The 17,952-nt window shown below is 37.3% G+C and carries 15 protein-coding genes; 4 read left to right on the plus strand and 11 right to left on the minus strand.

From position 1 onward, the window contains the following. Window positions 1-250 precede the first annotated feature (250 nt). The gene (locus tag HLX49_RS03600) at window positions 251-424 is read left to right on the plus strand and encodes a tyrosine-type recombinase/integrase (protein ID WP_296360840.1); all 174 of its coding nucleotides are present in this window, start codon (window positions 251-253) and stop codon (window positions 422-424) included. A 518-nt stretch (window positions 425-942) separates the two neighbouring features. On the opposite strand, the gene HLX49_RS03605 is transcribed toward HLX49_RS03600, so the two are convergent. Beyond that, the gene (locus HLX49_RS03605; protein WP_296360841.1) at window positions 943-1,482 is read right to left on the minus strand and encodes a hypothetical protein; all 540 of its coding nucleotides are present in this window, start codon (window positions 1,480-1,482) and stop codon (window positions 943-945) included. Between the two features lie 597 nt (window positions 1,483-2,079). Here HLX49_RS03605 and HLX49_RS03610 point away from each other — a divergent pair. After that, complete coding sequence (locus HLX49_RS03610) at window positions 2,080-3,348, plus strand: helix-turn-helix domain-containing protein (RefSeq protein WP_296360842.1); 1,269 nt, start codon at window positions 2,080-2,082, stop codon at window positions 3,346-3,348. 11 nt (window positions 3,349-3,359) lie between these two features. Further along, on the plus strand, window positions 3,360-3,506 hold the full coding sequence (locus tag HLX49_RS03615; protein WP_164085439.1) for a hypothetical protein: 147 nt from the start codon (window positions 3,360-3,362) through the stop codon (window positions 3,504-3,506). 272 nt (window positions 3,507-3,778) lie between these two features. Here HLX49_RS03615 and qoxD read toward each other — a convergent pair whose 3' ends face one another. The 5 genes from qoxD to HLX49_RS03640 all read right to left on the minus strand — a co-directional run bounded on the left by qoxD (window position 3,779) and on the right by HLX49_RS03640 (window position 8,497). Next, the gene (gene qoxD / locus HLX49_RS03620; protein ID WP_077702453.1) at window positions 3,779-4,063 is read right to left on the minus strand and encodes a cytochrome aa3 quinol oxidase subunit IV; all 285 of its coding nucleotides are present in this window, start codon (window positions 4,061-4,063) and stop codon (window positions 3,779-3,781) included. 1 nt (window position 4,064) lies between these two features. After that, entirely contained in the window at window positions 4,065-4,661 is a 597-nt protein-coding gene (gene qoxC / locus HLX49_RS03625) for a cytochrome aa3 quinol oxidase subunit III (protein ID WP_077702452.1), read from the minus strand. Next, window positions 4,661-6,607 (minus strand): cytochrome aa3 quinol oxidase subunit I, encoded by a 1,947-nt coding sequence (gene qoxB, locus HLX49_RS03630; protein ID WP_077702451.1) that lies wholly within the window; start codon window positions 6,605-6,607, stop codon window positions 4,661-4,663. Before qoxB ends, qoxC begins: the two co-directional genes overlap by 1 nt. Window positions 6,608-6,654: 47 nt before the next feature. Then, window positions 6,655-7,620, minus strand: coding sequence for a cytochrome aa3 quinol oxidase subunit II (gene qoxA / locus HLX49_RS03635; RefSeq protein WP_077702450.1), 966 nt, complete (start codon window positions 7,618-7,620; stop codon window positions 6,655-6,657). Between the two features lie 397 nt (window positions 7,621-8,017). Beyond that, entirely contained in the window at window positions 8,018-8,497 is a 480-nt protein-coding gene (locus tag HLX49_RS03640; RefSeq protein ID WP_296360843.1) for an SdpI family protein, read from the minus strand. A 640-nt stretch (window positions 8,498-9,137) separates the two neighbouring features. Here HLX49_RS03640 and HLX49_RS03645 point away from each other — a divergent pair. Beyond that, complete coding sequence (locus HLX49_RS03645; protein ID WP_296360844.1) at window positions 9,138-10,682, plus strand: ABC-F family ATP-binding cassette domain-containing protein; 1,545 nt, start codon at window positions 9,138-9,140, stop codon at window positions 10,680-10,682. A gap of 702 nt (window positions 10,683-11,384) precedes the next feature. Here the strand turns inward: HLX49_RS03645 and nhaC are convergent. The 5 genes from nhaC to HLX49_RS03670 all read right to left on the minus strand — a co-directional run bounded on the left by nhaC (window position 11,385) and on the right by HLX49_RS03670 (window position 17,538). Further along, entirely contained in the window at window positions 11,385-12,806 is a 1,422-nt protein-coding gene (gene nhaC / locus HLX49_RS03650; protein WP_296360845.1) for a Na+/H+ antiporter NhaC, read from the minus strand. A 389-nt stretch (window positions 12,807-13,195) separates the two neighbouring features. Continuing rightward, window positions 13,196-14,323, minus strand: coding sequence for a Leu/Phe/Val dehydrogenase (locus HLX49_RS03655; protein WP_296360846.1), 1,128 nt, complete (start codon window positions 14,321-14,323; stop codon window positions 13,196-13,198). Window positions 14,324-14,338: 15 nt separating this feature from the next. Then, window positions 14,339-14,734 carry a thioesterase family protein gene (locus tag HLX49_RS03660; protein ID WP_077702446.1) on the minus strand — a complete coding sequence of 132 codons (396 nt, stop codon included), beginning with the start codon at window positions 14,732-14,734 and terminating at the stop codon, window positions 14,339-14,341. Window positions 14,735-15,181: 447 nt separating this feature from the next. Next, the gene (locus tag HLX49_RS03665; RefSeq protein WP_296360847.1) at window positions 15,182-15,838 is read right to left on the minus strand and encodes a GntR family transcriptional regulator; all 657 of its coding nucleotides are present in this window, start codon (window positions 15,836-15,838) and stop codon (window positions 15,182-15,184) included. Window positions 15,839-16,128: 290 nt separating this feature from the next. Then, entirely contained in the window at window positions 16,129-17,538 is a 1,410-nt protein-coding gene (locus HLX49_RS03670) for an APC family permease (protein WP_296360848.1), read from the minus strand. Window positions 17,539-17,952 lie beyond the last annotated feature (414 nt).

Genomic DNA, 17,952 nt, shown 5'->3' on the forward strand with positions numbered 1-17,952 from the left:
ATTTCTACATGAAGCGCAATACCACCTTCCATTCCCTCCACTTTTGTAATCCATACATCTTCAAGACCAGGCATTTTTATGGTAAAATTCATTTGCACGCAACTCCAATCTTTTCTTGTTTCTAGTCAATTCAAGTATAAAAGATTTGGATGTTTGCGTGTATATTTTTATGCTCAAATTGTTGTGGAAACCTCAACATTTAGTATAGATCCATAAAAATTGCCTGAAGGGACGACGTAACCTGACACTCATGAGTGTGTTGTATGATACAGGAGCCAAGGTACAGGAACTTATTGATATTACTGTCAGAGATGTCATTCTTAAGGCGCCGGCAGTCATTGTATTAAACGGAAAAGGCAATAAAATAAGACGTGTGCCTCTTATGAAAAATACGGTATCGTTGTTGGAGCGCTATATTGTTTAACATCAGCTTGATAAACCATGGAAAAATGAATATCCTTTATTCTCTAACAGCCAACATAACAAGCTTACCAAGCAAGCAATAGCTTATATTATTTCAAAATATGTGGCAGAAGCACAAATGACTTCTACGATGATACCTGCAAAAGTAAAACCACATATGTTTCGCACTCAAAAGCTATACGTTTACTGCAAGCCGGCGTCAACTTAATATATATTCGTGATTTCCTTGGTCATGTGGATTTAAAAACAACGGAGATCTATGCCAGAACGGATACAGAGACAAAAAGAAAGGCACTTGAAAATATTTATCCGGATTTGATTAATAGCGATCTACCGGATTCGAATAAGGACCAATCGCTTCTTTCTTGGCTTTCTGAGTTAAAATAAAATAGATATTATGCAGAGTAAATGGAAGAACAGCCCTTTATCCATAAGCTTTTTGAAGTTTACTTTGCATAACGGAATACTTCGCATAATCCCCCTTGAGGCGTTCCTTCCTCTGATTTTTCATAGATGCTGTCAATCATGGTTCCACGTAATAAATATTTTCTTATCAAGCGTAGTACGACTTTGCCCGTATGATGGTTTGATGTGCACTACGTTTTGGACGATACCCAAAACTATTATCGGAGAACGTCTGTTCAAATATTGGTTGTAATACTTGGTTGATAGCTTCTTGAAGTATTCGGTCAATAACTGTATGAATCCCAGTTTTCTCTTCCCACCATCTGGTTTCGGAATTTCAACCCGTAGAACGGGTTGTGGTTTGTACCTCCCTTGACGTAACTGAAGTAACAATTCCTCTTTATGATCCTTCAAATATGGAAGCAACTGGTCGTATGTCATACCATCCACTCCAGCTGCACCCTTATTTCTGACTACTTGCAGGTAAGCTTGATTTAGATTATCCCTTGATAGGATTCTTTCAAACAGATTGGATACACCATTTTGATTATTCTTTTCGCCATGAAAGGTACTATGCGCTTCGACATACCCTTCGTGTTCCACACTATCTCTCTGCCGATAGCCAGATTCTCCTGTTTTCTGCAGTTGTCGCACCTTCCACACCTCCTAGAGTTTTTCAAAATTACTATTGTTCGGTCCTTCATGTTTCTTCCGTAAACATTACTATGACCTCTGCTGACTTCTTGCGATTCACCAAAACGTCACCACTTTGGTTGTGCTGGTTCGTTATCATTCAACTTGCACCGCACCCTCATAAGATCTCCCCCGGTAAGAGCGAAAGCTTTCCTCCCATGTAACTGCTAGATTTACTGTATAGGTTTCGGGCAGTATTGGACTTTATCTTGTGTTGCAGACTTATCCGACCTCATTCAGCCTTCTATCTAGTTTCTGTTCGTCTGTTCAGGAGTTTGCGTCCGGCTTCCTTCAGCCACTACCTCACGATAGCCACCTTGCCTTTCGCTAACAGTTCCTACTGCCAAGCCTGTAGTGGACTTTCACCACCAAGTTTCCGCACATGCAGGGCGCACAACAACAAACCACATTTTCCCCATAAAAGAAAATGTAGTGTAAAAAGACCTTATTTAAAGTACATATACTAGAAAAATCACACTTTTTTCCCAATACAAATTATTACAAATTACTAGTATAATAGGAGTTAATATAAGTCGTATCTAGGAGGTGACTATCTATTTGTTAGACATAGGTTCTATTATTAAATTGCAGCGAACGAAACGTAATATGACACAAGAAGAATTATCAGCAGGTATTGTTTCTTTATCCTATTTATCAAAAATAGAAAATCAAAAAGCAAAAGCCAATCCGGAAATCATTCAATCGCTCTGTAATCGCCTAGACATTGAGCTTGTAGAAACGCCAGATATACAATTAGAAGAAAAATGTAAGCAATGGTATGACATCCTCTATGACCGTTTTGATAAAGAAGAAATGATAGCTAAATTTGAAGAATTGCAAGAAGTAATGAATCGAAGTATTAACGACCAAACTATCATGTTTGAAATTCATCAAATTCGTTATTATGTAGTCTTACGCGACTTAAAACGTGCTTTACATAAGATGAATGAACTCCACGAAATGGCTGATTCATTTAATTCTACACATAAATATTACTGGAATAAATTTAAAGGGAATTACTACTCCTTTAAAGAAAAACCTCAACAATCTTTGCAATGCTATCAACAAGCGGAGAAAACAATTCGATTAGCTGATATTAACGAAAGTGAAGTTGCTGATTTGCATTATGCGATATCTATTGAATATAGCAAACTATTAAATGGATTAGAAACGATTAATTATGCTAACAAAGCTATGGTCGTGTTTCAACAAGAGTACAATTTTGTACGTTGTGCGCAATGTCATATCTTGCTAGGTATTTCATACCGACGAATTAGAATGAATGAGCTTGCGCTAGAAAATTATAACCAAGCAATGTATCTAGGTAAGTTAAGCAACAATAAAGATGTTATTCAGTTGGTCTACCTTAATTTAGGCCGGTTTTATTCAACTATTGGGGATTTAAAACATTCTACTAAAAATTATTTACTCGCCTTAAATACTGCAGACTTAAATTTTGAAATTAAACTAGATGTGTTTGCCAGCTTAATACAGAACTTTTATCAAAATAAGGAATACACACAAGCGAAAGAATATTTGCAACTTGGGAAAGAAGTGCTGAGTCTAGCTCAAGGCAAAGAGTATTATAAATTTTATCATTACACACTTCAAGTGTATACACACCTGCTAAATGAAGAGTTGAACAAACTTATCGTAGTATTAGAAGATGCATTTTTACCGTATTTAAAGCATAAAAAAGACTATCGACATTTAGTATTTTATGCAGTATTGATAGCATCCCAATTTGAAAAAGTGGGAAAATATAAAAAGTCTACACAGTATTATAAGTTAGCCAATAGTAATTATGACCAATTAATAAAATGGTAAGGAGGAGTAATATGAAAAAAACGATTGTTTCATTTACTTGTGGAGCACTTCTAATTGGGGGCATTTTGTTTACTAGTAATGTGCAAAATGAGGACAAACTAGCAGTATCTGCAGACGTACCTAAACCTACATCCATCGATAATACAAGTGATTTTTAGCCACTACCATAGCCTGTAGTATTTACTATAAAGTAAGGAGGAATAATATGAAAAAATTAATTTCTCATTTACTTGTGGAGCACTTCTAATTGGTTGCATTTTGTTTAATAGCAATGGCGGAAACGAGAACAAACTAGCAATACAGATAGAAGTACCTGAACCTACATCCATCGACAACACAAGTGAGATCTAGAAAATTCAGCCTGTAGTCACTTTATACATGTTGAGCAAAAAGAGCTACCCAACAACATCTGGATAGCTCTTCTTCTATTTTATACATAACCCCAAATCATTGCTAATAGCGTACCTAAAACTGTAGCTATCGCTATAATAATTCCGTATATGACACTAATATAAATCGATCTTTTATCAGATGATTCCCCAGCGTGCATAAAAACAACTAACTGCAACGTTGCTTGGGCAAATGCGGTAATGACAAGGATGGTCATCCCTACAGCAAATGACATATCCATGAAATAAACAAGTAAGGCGACACCTGTAAGAATGAGCGAGAACACAAAACCCGATACGTGTTTAGCTGGAAATAATTCCTTCATTTTACATCATTCCTTTCAAGTAGATGAAGCTGAAGATGAAAATCCAAACGACATCTAAAAAGTGCCAATAAAGGGAGAAAATGAATGATTTATTCGCTGTTGCTGGTGTTAACCCACGTTTCATCACTTGCATAACGATCATAACACCCCAGAACAGGCCAAAGGTTACGTGTAGTCCATGTGTCCCTAGTGTCGTTAATAAAATAGAAGTAAACGCACTCGTTTGTAAACCTGCACCAACATGTACGTAATGCACAAATTCATAAATCTCGACACCTAGAAAAGCAAGACCTAATACCAACGTGATGATGAAAAAGGTCAGCATTGCCTTTGTACGACCTAATCTCATTGCATGCACGCCAAGACCAATTGTAAAACTACTTGTTAATAAAAGTAACGTTTCAATTAAAACAGGCGTTAATTCAAAAATTTCCGATCCTGAAGGACCGCTTCCTGTTCGATCTACTAATGTAAAGTAAGAAGCAAACAGGGTAGCAAATAACATCACTTCAGCGCCAATAAATATCCAAAAGCCTAAAATATTTAAACGTCCTTGCTCTGTGCTATACTCCAGTGGTTTTGTTTTATCTATTTGCATTATTTAGCACCTCGCAATTCCGATTCTGCTTTCTTTAGTTCTTCAGCAGTAATATGATAACCATCGTCCTTTTCAAAGGAACGGTATGTCATACAAGCTAAAATAGCAATTAATGAAACGATAACCGTAATCCACATACTAAAGATAAACGCAAAACCGAAGATGAAGAAAAACACACTCATAATAAATGGAATACCACTATTGTTTGGCATATGAATATCTTTGTAGCCAGCTTTAAATAGTTTATGTCCACGTTTTTTCGCATCCCAGAACGCCTCACTAGAATTCACTTGCGGTGTAATGGCAAAGTTATATTCAGGTACTGGATTATGTGTTGCCCATTCTAAAGAACGCGCATTCCATGGATCGTCTCCAATGTCCCTAGACGCATATCTCGTACTATAGTAGATATTGTATACAAGCAGCGCAAAACCGATCGCTAAACCGATGGCGCCCACAAAGGAAAGCATATTCCAAATTCCAAAGCCTGTTCCCTCCGAGTAGGTATACATACGACGTGCTTGCCCATCTAAACCAGAGATAAACATTGGGAAGAATGCTAGAACTGTACCTCCAGCAACAAACCAGAAGCCCCATTTACCAATTCGTTCGTTTAGCATAAAGCCAAACATTTTCGGCCACCAGTACGTTAAACCAGCGATCATAGCAAATACGACACCTGGAATAATAACTAAGTGGAAGTGGGCTACTAAGAACATCGTATTATGATATTGATAATCCGCAGAAGCCATACCTAGCATAACTCCTGTCACGCCACCAATCGTAAAGATTGGAATAAAACCTAACGAATACAGCATCGGAACAGTAAACTGGATCTTCCCTTTCCACATCGTAAACAGCCAGTTAAATATTTTTATTCCTGTCGGTACGGCAATCGCCATCGTTGTAATAGAGAAGATACTATTTACAAGCGCACCTTGCCCCATCGTAAAGAAGTGGTGTACCCAAACGACAAAGGACAATAAAGATATAACGACCATTGAAACAACCATCGTTGTGTAGCCATATAAATTCCTGCGAGCGAACGTTGGAATAATTTCACTGTATATACCAAATGCAGGTAGTATTAAAATGTATACTTCTGGATGGCCCCAAACCCAAAACAGGTTGGCCCAAAGCATATCCATACCACCGTCTGTCGTAGTAAAGAAATTAGTTGCAAATAAACGGTCCATCGTACCCATTGCTAAAGCAACCGTTAATACTGGGAACGCAAATACGATAATAACGTTTGTAATTAAACCAGCCCATGTAAACATTGGCATTTTCATTAATGTCATACCTGGAGCACGCATTTTTAAAATCGTTACGATAAAATTAATCCCCGTTATCAGCGTACCTAATCCCGAAATTTGTAGTGCAAGCATGTAATAATTCGTTCCTACAGATGGACTGAGTTCATTTCCTGCAAGCGGAAAATACGATGTCCAACCAGAACTTGGTGACCCACCAATAACGAATGATATATTAAGGAGCATTGCCCCCATAAAATAAAGCCAAAAACTAAGTGCATTTAAGCGTGGAAATGCTACATCACGTGCACCAATTTGCAACGGAATGACAAAGTTCATTAATGCAATAATAAACGCCATCGCCATGAAAATAATCATCACGACACCATGTGTTGTAAAAATTTCATTATAGTGCTGTGCATCAAGTAATGTATTCTCAGGTACAGCCGTTTGTGCGCGCATCATTAACGCATCTGCTCCACCCCGAAATAGCATTAATAATGCAGAAATCATATACATAATACCTATTTTCTTATGGTCCACCGTTGTCAACCACTCGCGCCATAAATAACCCCATTTTTTAAAATAGGTTAACCCTACAACGACCGCAATGGTCGTTAAAGCGATAGCAACCATAGATGCATATATGGCAGGACTGGGATGCGGTATGGCAAATCGTTCAAAAAACTCCATTCTCTCTTCTCCCTCCTGGAAAATCCTGTTGTAAAACGACGGAATGCTTACTCGTTGTGACTTGCCGCTTCATCTGATTCATGATCATGCTCATTGTTATTATTATCATGTTCGGAATGCTCTGCGTTTTCGCTCTCATGTGATGAATGCTCGCTATGATCCTCTCCACCTGCTCCATGACCCTCATGATGCCCTTTAGGTGGTGGCATAAAGCCAAGATGAGTTCCAGTAAATGTTAATTGTCCTAAATGGCCAGGTTCCAATAACTCATCGAATTTTTCTTCTGTTAGTGGTTTAGCCGTTTGCTTTACTTCTTTTACCCAATCATCAAACTCTTGTTGCGGCATTGCCGTTACATTAAACGTGTTCTCAGCAAATCCTTCCCCACTAAAATTGGAGTTACGTCCCATAAATTCACCAGGAACATCAGCTGCTAAATGTAATGTCGTAATCATATCTGACATCGCATATTTTTGCCCGCCTAGTTGCGGAATCCAAAAACTTGTTATTGGTCCATAAGAATATAACTTAAATTCTAGCGGTCTATCTGTTGGCACATAAAGATAGTTGACTGTTTCAATATCTTGTTCTGGGTAGCTGAAATGCCATTTCCAGTCAGAAGAGGATGCATAAACAACTAATGGTTCTTTATCTCCATACCCTTCTGGCTTAGCCTCTACCTCATACGTGCTTTGTACAGAAATAATAGAAAGCACAGCCACAATAATAATTGGTATTCCTACTACAATACTTTCTACTATTTTATTTCCTTCAATATGTGGAGGCTCATAGGAATCGGCTTGTTTCGAACCTCGATATTTGATAAGTATATATACTAGCATTACAAATACAGTAATAACGATAAATGCCATAATAGCAATAGAGATCCAAATCACATCTGCTTGCGTTTGTGCTTGTGGACCTTTTGGATCAAGCACCGTTAACGGTTCACAGCCAGTTAGTACTGCTGTTAATGTGAATAGAGCTCCTAATATGGCCCATTTCAATTTCATAAAGATACCCCTCCCCCTAGATTCATGTTGTTGTGATATATTTTAGAATTAGTATTTTGCTTTTAAACAAATTACCGTTTAATTATCATAATCCCACATATTTTTGAGCACAACCCCATACTTAAACTGTCAAAAAATGTTCACGAATTGTGTTACAAATTAACGAAAATTTAATGTATAATTTTCGTATATTAATAGCGTTTATTATTAATTGTGTCATTCAAAGCAACAAAATGGATTATTTTGATCATAAATTCACAAATGTACGCGTTATTGCTGAAAGCAAATTTTAAACATAAAAAGGTTATCTAGTCACAAGATTAGATAATAACCATTAAAAATAAGCCTAGCAATGGTCCTAGACTTAAACAGTTTACATGAATGCTATCCTTCACTACTATTTAATTTTCCTTCGTTTCATGAAGCTTAAAATTAACGGAAAAAATGCGAATGTAATAAGAAGTGGTAACATCCAAACACCTAAACCTTCCCACCAGCTCATTGCAATAAATATACTTTCCAATGTAATGATTGAAAAAATAATCAGACAAATGTTCTTTAATTGATTCATCATTTTTCTACTATGCAAATAAAAAGCTTTGGCATTTGTTTCATTAAAACGCTTTGGATAATTATGTGATTCAGGGTACCTCTCCATCACCCCCATAAATGTCGCAGTAAAAATACCAAGTATAAGTATAATAAGCAATTCCCATTTTGAACCCCAACGCGTGATTTCACCGGCGCTATTAAAATGAGCCGGTACTTCATTTGGTATATATTTCCATACCCACATAACAAAAATGATTGTTCCTAAAAAAATCGTATAACCAATAGCATTCCAAATTCGCTCTCCCCTTGTCTTAGGAATCTTCATTTGTGGTCGCTTGGAAGATTTTTTTCATCACTTCTCCCTCCTTTCCGCATTTCTTATAATAGTTTCACTTAGCACTAAATATGTTAGAAAAACTTACTCGTCGCCAAGTCTTATGGCGAAAGCCTTTATTTTTCTTCTACTATAAACCTTTATACTCTTATAAGTACCTAATAGTAAAAAATTTGCATGCGCTCCTCCATTAGTACAGTTTGGTTCACCATCAAAAATGACACATAAGGATTTTAAGAATCGTTGCATTATTTAATAACAGTGTGCTATATTAATAGTACAATTTTTAAATTTCAAATCAAAGGAGTGAAGGTTATCTATGTTATTATCTGCTGTGCTTCAAATTGCTTGTGCTTAACGACGGGAGAAGTATGCCCTTTTTTCAAAACAAGCCTTGCAAGTTACAAGCAGCGGATAATTACCTGAACTCATTATATAATATGATGAAAGATACGTATATACTCATTTCATCAGTTTTGAGCAGGGCCGTATGCTCTGCTTTTTTATATGCTATAAATAGCATAAGCACGTGCTCTAATGGAGCTTCTTATCATCCATTTCGTTCGCGTATTATCTCCTTGTACTTGCAAGCAATTTATTTGATAACTATTAGCAAAAAGGAGAAATGATCATGAGTTTATTAGACGTGCAAAACCTAACCCATAGTTATGGTGACAAAACCGTATTAAAAGATATATCTTTTCGATTACTAAAAGGAGAGCATATTGGGCTTGTTGGACCTAACGGAGCTGGGAAATCAACCCTGTTTCATATTCTTACTGCATATATAATCCCAGATGAAGGAACTGTACAATGGCACCCTAAAGCCCATGTTGGAAGCTTAGAACAGCATATCCATCTAAATAGCGGTCAATCAATCAGACAGTTTTTACAAACAGCTTTTCAAGATTTATTTTTAGCCGAAGAAGAAATGCTGGCTATTACAGGGAAGATGTCTTCTGCCAAACCAGAAAACCTAGATGAATTATTGCATCACTATAGCAAACTTCAAGCAAAATTAGATCAATATGACTTCTATCAAATTCCCGCTAAAATAGAAGAAGTAGCGGCAGGACTTGGAATTTCACAACTTGGGCTAGAAACAGACGTAAGTCAATTAAGTGGCGGACAACGAACAAAACTATTGTTGGGCAAGTTACTGCTAGAGGAGCCTGATATATTATTATTAGATGAGCCGACAAACTACTTAGATACTGCTCATATTGCATGGCTCACATCCTATTTACAAACGTATCCGCATGCTTTTATTCTCATTACACATGACACAGGTTTTATGAACAAAGTCGTGCAATGTATTTACCACCTTGAGCACAACCAATTAACAAGGTATCCGGGAAATTATGAGCAATTTCTTCAAGCATATGAACTACGGAGAAGACAAATTTATCTTGAATATCAAAAACAACAAGAAAAAATTAGCAAATTAGAAACCTATATTCAAAAAAACAAAGCACGTGCCTCTACCGCCAAACAAGCGAAAAGTAGAGAAAAGAAGTTAAACAAAATGGAACGTGTGGAAAAGCCAAGCCATAACCCAAAACCTATTTTCAACTTTTCCGTTTCAGCACAACCGGCAAACATCGTACTGGAAACAAAAGACTTAACTATCGGTTATGAAACAGCCTTGTTTTCTGATGTAAATGTAAAATTACAACGTGGTGAAAAAATCGCCTTAACAGGTCATAATGGAATAGGAAAAACGACCACTTTAAAGACATTACTAGGAAAGCTACAACCCCTAAATGGAAATGTAAGCATTGGCGATCGCGTACGACCAGCTTATTTTGAACAAGAGATGCCAGCGGTCGGAAAACATACGGCCTTAGAAGAAGTCTGGAACGCGTATCCTGATTTGACCCAAAAAGAAATAAGAAAAACGTTAGCGCGTTGCGGACTTCGCTCAGAACATATTTTTCAAAAGCTGCACTCTCTTAGCGGTGGAGAACAATCAAAAGTAAGGTTATGCAAGCTAATGCTTGCTAAAAGCAATGTGCTAATTCTAGATGAACCGACCAACCACTTAGATGTTGCGACAAAAGACGCTCTTATGGAAGCTTTACAACAATATACCGGAACATTAATACTTGTTTCCCATGAACGGGAATTTTATGAAAATTGGATCACTAACATTTGGAACATGGAAGATTGGAAATAATATCTTTACATGACAATTGGTGTAACGAGCGTCCATGGGGTGCTTGCTACACCATCCATAAAAACTTGACTAATTACCTCGTTTTGCACACGCTGCAGTTTTTACGATGGGAATACTTTCAATTTTTACCTTTCCTTAGCTCAAGTGTATAACCTATAGCTCTTCAACAAAATAGTATCTAGGTGCTGTAGACGCGCAGTTAGTTGACGAATTTAATTTCCAATACTGGAAGTGGGCGCCTTGTAGCACCTTATATTGAACAAAGGCGCAAGCGCCCGTTTAGCAACGTAACGAGTGGAACGAACAACTGAGATAAAGGAATCACGGTGAGGCACGAACCGATGATGACTTAGCTTAGGGCATTGGAGTGAAGTCGCCTAGTTGCTGAGCAATGGAGCTGGACGTGGCTATTACGTTAAATCGGTATCCAAAAGCAACAAATTTTATACTTTCTTATTATTTTAGAAAAACTTGGCTTCTCGCCAAGTCTTATGGCGAGAAGCCTTTGTTTTTCTTCTACTATAAACCTTTAAACTTTTATAATTTCTTACAGTGTAAGAAAACTTATTATTCTACAAAATATTTCCCAGGAAATACGACATTATTTTTTAGAAAAATGAAGACTTATCGCCACTTCTTTATGGAAAAAGCCTTCGTTTTCCATCTACTATAAAACCTAGTGTAAAAAATAGAAATTCCCCTCTACTCTTCTACTATGGCTTCATTGGTGAAATTTTTATTTTGCTTCGTATAGGTTAATGTCCAACCGGTAAATCCATATAAAATCGTTAATAACGGAGAAAGTAAACAGAAAAATGCAAATGGTAAGTAAGCCAAAGTAGATACGCCCAACACGGACGTAATAAAAACGCCACACACGCTCCATGGTACGAGGGGGTTAATCACTGTTCCAGCATCTTCAGAAACTCTAGATAAATTTTTGTTTTCCAAGCCTACCTTAGCATAGCGAGGTTGGTATGTCTCACCCGTTAACAAAATGGATAAATACTGTTCACCAATTAAAACATTAATTCCAATTGCCGTTGTAGCAGAAGCCAAGACAACGGAAAACACTCTATTTAAAAGATGATCAATGGATACAAGTAAGCGAGGAATTATTCCGAGTGTAAACAGTAACCCACCCATACTCAAGGCAAGTAACACAAGACTAATAGTAAATAACATGCCATTGATTCCACCGCGCGTTAACAAAGCGTCAATAGCCTCAACCCCTGTATCGGAATGAAATCCATCCATAAGTGTACCAAAAAGCTGACCTATAGATAGGGATTGATGAAGATACATAATACCTATAGCGGTTATGGACCCCGCTGCCAATGTTATAATAGCTGGCACCTTTTTAATCGAAAAAATGAGTAACACGAGAAATGGAATAACAGCGTTTTCCCAATGAATTAAACCAGTCTTTAATAACCCTGTTTGGAAATTAGCCATTCTTTCGAAGTTGGCATCTATTAGATTAGGCGATATAAAGAAAAAAATAAGTAACGTAATGATAAATGCGGGAATCGTTGTTCCCATCATATTCTTTATATGTTCAAATAAATCTACCTGCAATGTGGATGATGCCATATTCGTTGTATCTGATAATGGTGACATTTTATCTCCAAAAAATGCTCCAGAAACAATTGCCCCTGCAGTAATAGCTAAAGAAGCATCAACTGCACCAGAAATACCAATAAAGGCAACACCTACTGTAGCAATCGTTGTTAAAGAACTACCGACGACAAGCCCAATAAGAGCAGTGACAATAAAGACAATGACAAAGTAAAAATTTGGTGTCACCAACTGGAATCCTGCGTACATCATAGTCGGAATCGTTCCACCTGCCATCCAGGCAGCAATTAATATCCCAATAAAGAAAAAAATAAAAACTGCTCCCATTCCAGATTTGGCTCCTTCTGCAATTCCCCGCTCCAAAAGCCTGTATGGAACCCGCTTGAATATCCCATAAACACAAAGAACTAGCAAAGAAATAATTAGCGGAACATGTGGTGCTGCCTCTACAAAAATGATACTCAAACTAATGATACATATAATAAGCACTGTTACAAATAGAGATTCTCGAAGCGAAGGCGATTGGACAGCTTTTATACGGTACATATCTTCGTTCCCTTCCCTTATAATAATTTGATGAAAGTAAAAAACAAGAAGTAAAGCATCCAATATTCCATCAGCGTTTTACCTCGTTAACTTACTCCATGCTTTATGAAATAATAAAGTGAATCTCAATCAGTGAAGAATTTTGTTGATTTTTAGTAGCCCAAGTGTATGACCTAAAGGCCTTTGAACAAATTGGGATTTAGGTGTTATTTTTACTCCCATTGCTTTTTACATATAAGCTTGTGCGTAACTCCCTTTAAAGTTTGGAGATGTGCGCTAAACAAATTTAGGTGGGAACAACTGCGACTAAGTTCCCTTTCCTGTGAAAAATGTAAGTTATTTCCATATAGTATGAAGAGATAAGTGTTAACTATCCACGAATTGAAATGTTACTTTATATCCCATTTGGGTCTTCGGCTACGACTATAAAAATTATTTCGGTGCTGCTGCTCATCTAACTTTCTCTCGCATTCCCTACGCGCCGCTTCTACCGTAGTAATATTAGCATCTTGGGCATCCTTAAATAATTGAAGTATTGTATCATATATAGAAGCTACCTTTTTCAGTACACGTTCTTTATTCACCCCATATAGCTCATCAGCAATTTGAATAAGTCCTCCTGCATTAACAATATAATCAGGCGCATATAGAATCTCTTTTTCAGTCAAAGACGCTGCATATTTGTCACATGCTAACTGATTGTTAGCTGATCCAACCACAGCCTTTACGTTGAGCAATTTAATTGTTTCTTCATTAATAATCCCCCCTATCGCACACGGCATAAAGATATCAGCATTTACTCGATAAATTTCTTCTGCACTAACAACTTGAATACAATGTTGCTTATCTCTTACTTCATTTAAAAAACTTTTGATAACGCTTTCATTAGCATCCGTAACATATACAAATGCACCAGCTTCTAACAAATGTACAGCAACTTTTCTTCCAACCTTTCCCAAACCTTGTATGGCATACACCCTATCAAGAGAATCGTTATGAAACAAAAACTGGTTTGTCGCTTTTAAAGCATATAGGATGCCTTTGGCAGTTGGTATGGATGAATCACCACTTCCTCCAAATGATTCTGGAATACCATTAATGAATTTCGTTTCCTTGGCTGCATGAATAAAATCGTTCATACTTGTTCCCATATCTGTTCCGGTGATAAATCTGCCATTTAATGAATCTACAAACTGACCGAGTGCTCGAAACATAGCAGGCGATTTATCTTTATTCGGATCACCAATGATGACCGCCTTACCTCCTCCAAAATCTACGTCACTTATTGCACATTTCGCTGTCATCCCTTCCGATAAACGAAGGGCATCTTCCAAAGCTTCTTGAACACTTGAATAAGGATACATACGTGTTCCGCCTAGAGCAGGTCCTAGCGTCGTATTATGTATAGCTATAATTGCTTTCAACCCAGACTGACGATCATTACAAAAAACAACTTGCTCGTGATTCGCTATCTTTTGAAACAGGTCTACCTCTTGCAATTGTTCTACTTGCTTCAATTCTAAATCCCCCTCTCACTTCGTTGCGATACGCACTTTTTCTTGAATAACTTCTTTCGGTAAGACTACTTGTTTTACCTTTCCTTTGCCAATCCTTCCATGCTCATTTGTTACGTAAACCTTTGTCAGTAGCTCTCTTTTACTCACCTCTATAACAGTAGCCTCTAAATGAATAGTAGTACCTACACCCGAAGGAGCAATATGCTCAACGCTTACTGCAGCGCCCATTCCTTCTTCATCCTGTTCTAAATAAGGAATTAGTAATTGCCTTGACACCCATTCCATGTGATAAACCATAGAGGCTGTTGAATACACAGGATGAATTACTTCTCCATTGAATTGGGCTACCATTTCCTCTTTGACTTCTACCGTCATCTGCTTCGATTGGCCAATATACAAACCTTCTTTCACTTCACTACACCTCACTTTTTTCCCAGATATAAAGTACTGCAAGGCTCCCGCTACAAGATTTGGAACAAGTGAGCTGGATAAGTTAAGGTAACAGCACTTCATTTCCAAATCTTTTGCAGTCTTTAGGCCTTTTCCTAAAGTACAAACAATTAGTAGGGGGAAGAAAGGTAACCCCTACTGATGGCAGATTCATTTTATATACCTCATTAGAAGTGACAGTGTTTTGATTCCAAATTTTCAGCATATTAAGTATTTTGTTATATTTTAATATAATTTATTATCTTAGTCAACAGAGGACTGTAAACTATAGGTACTCTTCCCACTATATTTTATTGCTTCGTGAAGTCGGCTAGTTGCTGGGCGCTGGAGCCGGACGCGACTGTCCATTAGCACCTCATTTTATGATTTCTTATCTTTTAAAAAATAAAAATCCAGATGTTGTTTCTCTCATCTGGACTGAACTTTACCAATATACATTAATACTCCTCTTAAGCCTTTTTGGATATGCACCTTCATGGAATTTGTCGCTTCTTCCACCTTACCATCTAATAAAAAGCCAACTAGCTTTTCATGCTCTTTTACAAAAGAAGGGTAGAATTCTCCCTTTATCATTGTAATCCGCATATAATGAATTTTTGTCCTTATGTTTTCAAGTAACTCCATGAGCTGTTTATTTTTTGAAGCTTGAATGATAATATCATGAAATGCTTGATCTAATTTGCTCAATTCCATTGTTTGTTTTTGCTCATAAGCCTCATACGTCAATTCCAGGTTGTTTTGTAACTTCTGTTTATCTTCATATGTAATATGTTCTATAGCAAGATTAATCGCTAGCGCCTCCAGACTTTCTCTACATTGAAATACATCAATGACATCCTGTACTGCCGGATGGTAAACCCTTACAAAACCATCATTGTAGATTAATAACCCATCTTGAATCAGCATACGAAAAGCCTCTCTTACCGGCCCTCTGCTTATTCCTAATTGATTAGCAATTTTGGCTTCCACAACACGCTCCCCTGGTCGATACGCTCCTTCTAATATTTCTTCTTTCAAGATAGCATACGTTTGTAGATGAAGTGATTCTGGTTTGACAATACGCATGTAAGTCCCCCCTTGTTCGTTTATCTAGTTTGTTTTTTCTATAATTTCTGAATATAACCATTGTACCAAAACTACGCTATTTTGTTACCTCCATTTTTCTACAAAATGAACAACATGAGCAAAACGAAGGCTTTCACCATGGAGACTTGGCGCCAGCCTTCGTTTTCAGCTAAAGTCTATACTTTATTATAATATACAAAATCACTTATCTACGAAATTCTCGTAGGTTGTAAACGCACTTTCATTATTCATGTTAGCTCGTAAGCCCTTCTTATCATGTAAAAAGTAAACTAAGCTATCCGATCTAACTCTTTCTTCATATATTCGTTAGCATATGACTTCCCATACTTCTTTATTGAATAAGTATACAAAATACATCCTAAAATGGTCCATGCCCCAATAATAAACCACTCATACGGCCATGCTAAAGAAGATGGCATGCCAGGCATATAAAGTATAACCACACCAATAGACATAAGTACAGCAATCCAGCCAATGAAAGTTCCACCAGGTAGTTTAAAAGGCCGATTCATATGTGGCTCTCTTTTTCTTAGCAAAATAAATGAAATGGACACCATTAGCCATGCAACCACAAGCCCTAACCCACCTGAATTAACTAACCAGACAAGGGAGGGTCTGCCAAGTAATGGTGCTGCTGTTGAAAGTATTGCAATTAATATAATTGCTCGATAAGGTGTTTTGTATTTCGGATGTAATTTTCCCAAAGCCTTTGGTAGCATTCCAGCATTTGCTAACGCATAAATGGCTCGACTCCCTCCCACATAAAAGCCAAGCCAGCTTGTCAAAATACCTCCAATGCCACCGAGTACGAGAACATTCCCCATTAAATTACTATCTCCAAACGCTTTTGCCATGGCGTCAGCTGTTACTAAATTTGACGCAGCGAGTTCTTCAGGGTTTAAAATACGTGATACTCCAAAAATAATGGCAATATACCAGATAACTGCTAAAATAACCGATACGATGAGAAGTTGACCAATTTTCCGCTGTGGCAAATTAATCTCTTCCGCTGCTTGAGGTATTACATCGAAGCCTACAAACATAAAAGGCGTCATAATAATTACAGTAAATACACCCGTTGTACCTGCTTTAATGAGTGGCTGCATATTGTCCATATTTCCACCAAATGTACTTCCGGTAATTAACATGATTCCTGCCGCAAGAATGAAAGCGGTTAAAATTACAGAAATAACAGTTGTTAACTTAATACCACGATAGTTAATCCAAGCTATTGATAGAGAACCAATCATGCCGACCCCTACCCAGGTTACTGTAACATCCCATCCTGCTATGGTATATAAATATCCCTGACTATAATCAGGCACCATATATTCAAATACAGTTGGCAACGCAACAGCTTCAAAAGCTACCACGGATACATAGCCAAGAATAATTGACCATGTCGCTACAAAGGAAGCCCCTCTCCCCATTGCTTTAAATGTGTATACATGCTCCCCACCAACAAGTGGAAGAGCAGAAGCTAATTCAGCGTATGTTAAACCTACAAACACAACCAGTAAACCACCAATTGCAAATGCCAGAATAGCCCCAAAAGAGCCCGCTTCTGTAATCCATAGTCCTGAGGTAACAACCCATCCCCAGCCAATCATTGCTCCAAAAGCAAGTGCCAGCACATCTTTATTACTAAGTATCTTTAAAAGCTTATCCGAATCATTCAATACACTTCCTCCTCTTTCATTCAAGGTCTATAGCATTAGAAAAAGCTGACTTATCGCCACCGAAACTTTATAACATAAGCCACCATTTTACTTCTACATAAGCTTTAACCTATCGTGTTCGAAAAAATTACATGTAGTTTTGTAAATAGGGAAATTTCCGAATATTATCTACGAATTTTTGGATATTCTAATGTCTTGTCACAAAAAGTTATTTATTGTATGAAACAGATGAACCGACATAGAATGACAAGGATGAAGGCAAAAAAGGGAATCTCCAATTAAAGGGGATTTTCTTTTATCTCACCTCTTATTGTTTCGTACCCCAAGGGGTTGACCTGATGACCTCGTATGAAAAATAGGATTTAGGTGCTGTTATCTCCCATGGTTCAACTTATACCTTCCAAGCTTAAAGCA

Origin of the sequence: Virgibacillus sp. (assembly GCF_013393565.1) — a bacterium.
GTDB classification, from domain to species: domain Bacteria; phylum Bacillota; class Bacilli; order Bacillales; family Amphibacillaceae; genus Virgibacillus; species Virgibacillus dokdonensis.

Bases quoted from the DNA above. Each gene is read 5' to 3' on its own strand.
- HLX49_RS03600 (WP_296360840.1), top strand. From the start codon at position 251: ATGAGTGTGTTGTATGATACAGGAGCCAAGGTACAGGAACTTATTGAT.
- HLX49_RS03615 (WP_164085439.1), top strand. From the start codon at position 3,360: ATGAAAAAAACGATTGTTTCATTTACTTGTGGAGCACTTCTAATTGGG.
- qoxD (WP_077702453.1), bottom strand. From the start codon at position 4,063: ATGAAGGAATTATTTCCAGCTAAACACGTATCGGGTTTTGTGTTCTCG.
- qoxC (WP_077702452.1), bottom strand. From the start codon at position 4,661: ATGCAAATAGATAAAACAAAACCACTGGAGTATAGCACAGAGCAAGGA.
- qoxB (WP_077702451.1), bottom strand. From the start codon at position 6,607: ATGGAGTTTTTTGAACGATTTGCCATACCGCATCCCAGTCCTGCCATA.
- qoxA (WP_077702450.1), bottom strand. From the start codon at position 7,620: ATGAAATTGAAATGGGCCATATTAGGAGCTCTATTCACATTAACAGCA.
- HLX49_RS03640 (WP_296360843.1), bottom strand. From the start codon at position 8,497: ATGAAGATTCCTAAGACAAGGGGAGAGCGAATTTGGAATGCTATTGGT.
- HLX49_RS03645 (WP_296360844.1), top strand. From the start codon at position 9,138: ATGAGTTTATTAGACGTGCAAAACCTAACCCATAGTTATGGTGACAAA.
- nhaC (WP_296360845.1), bottom strand. From the start codon at position 12,806: ATGTACCGTATAAAAGCTGTCCAATCGCCTTCGCTTCGAGAATCTCTA.
- HLX49_RS03665 (WP_296360847.1), bottom strand. From the start codon at position 15,838: ATGCGTATTGTCAAACCAGAATCACTTCATCTACAAACGTATGCTATC.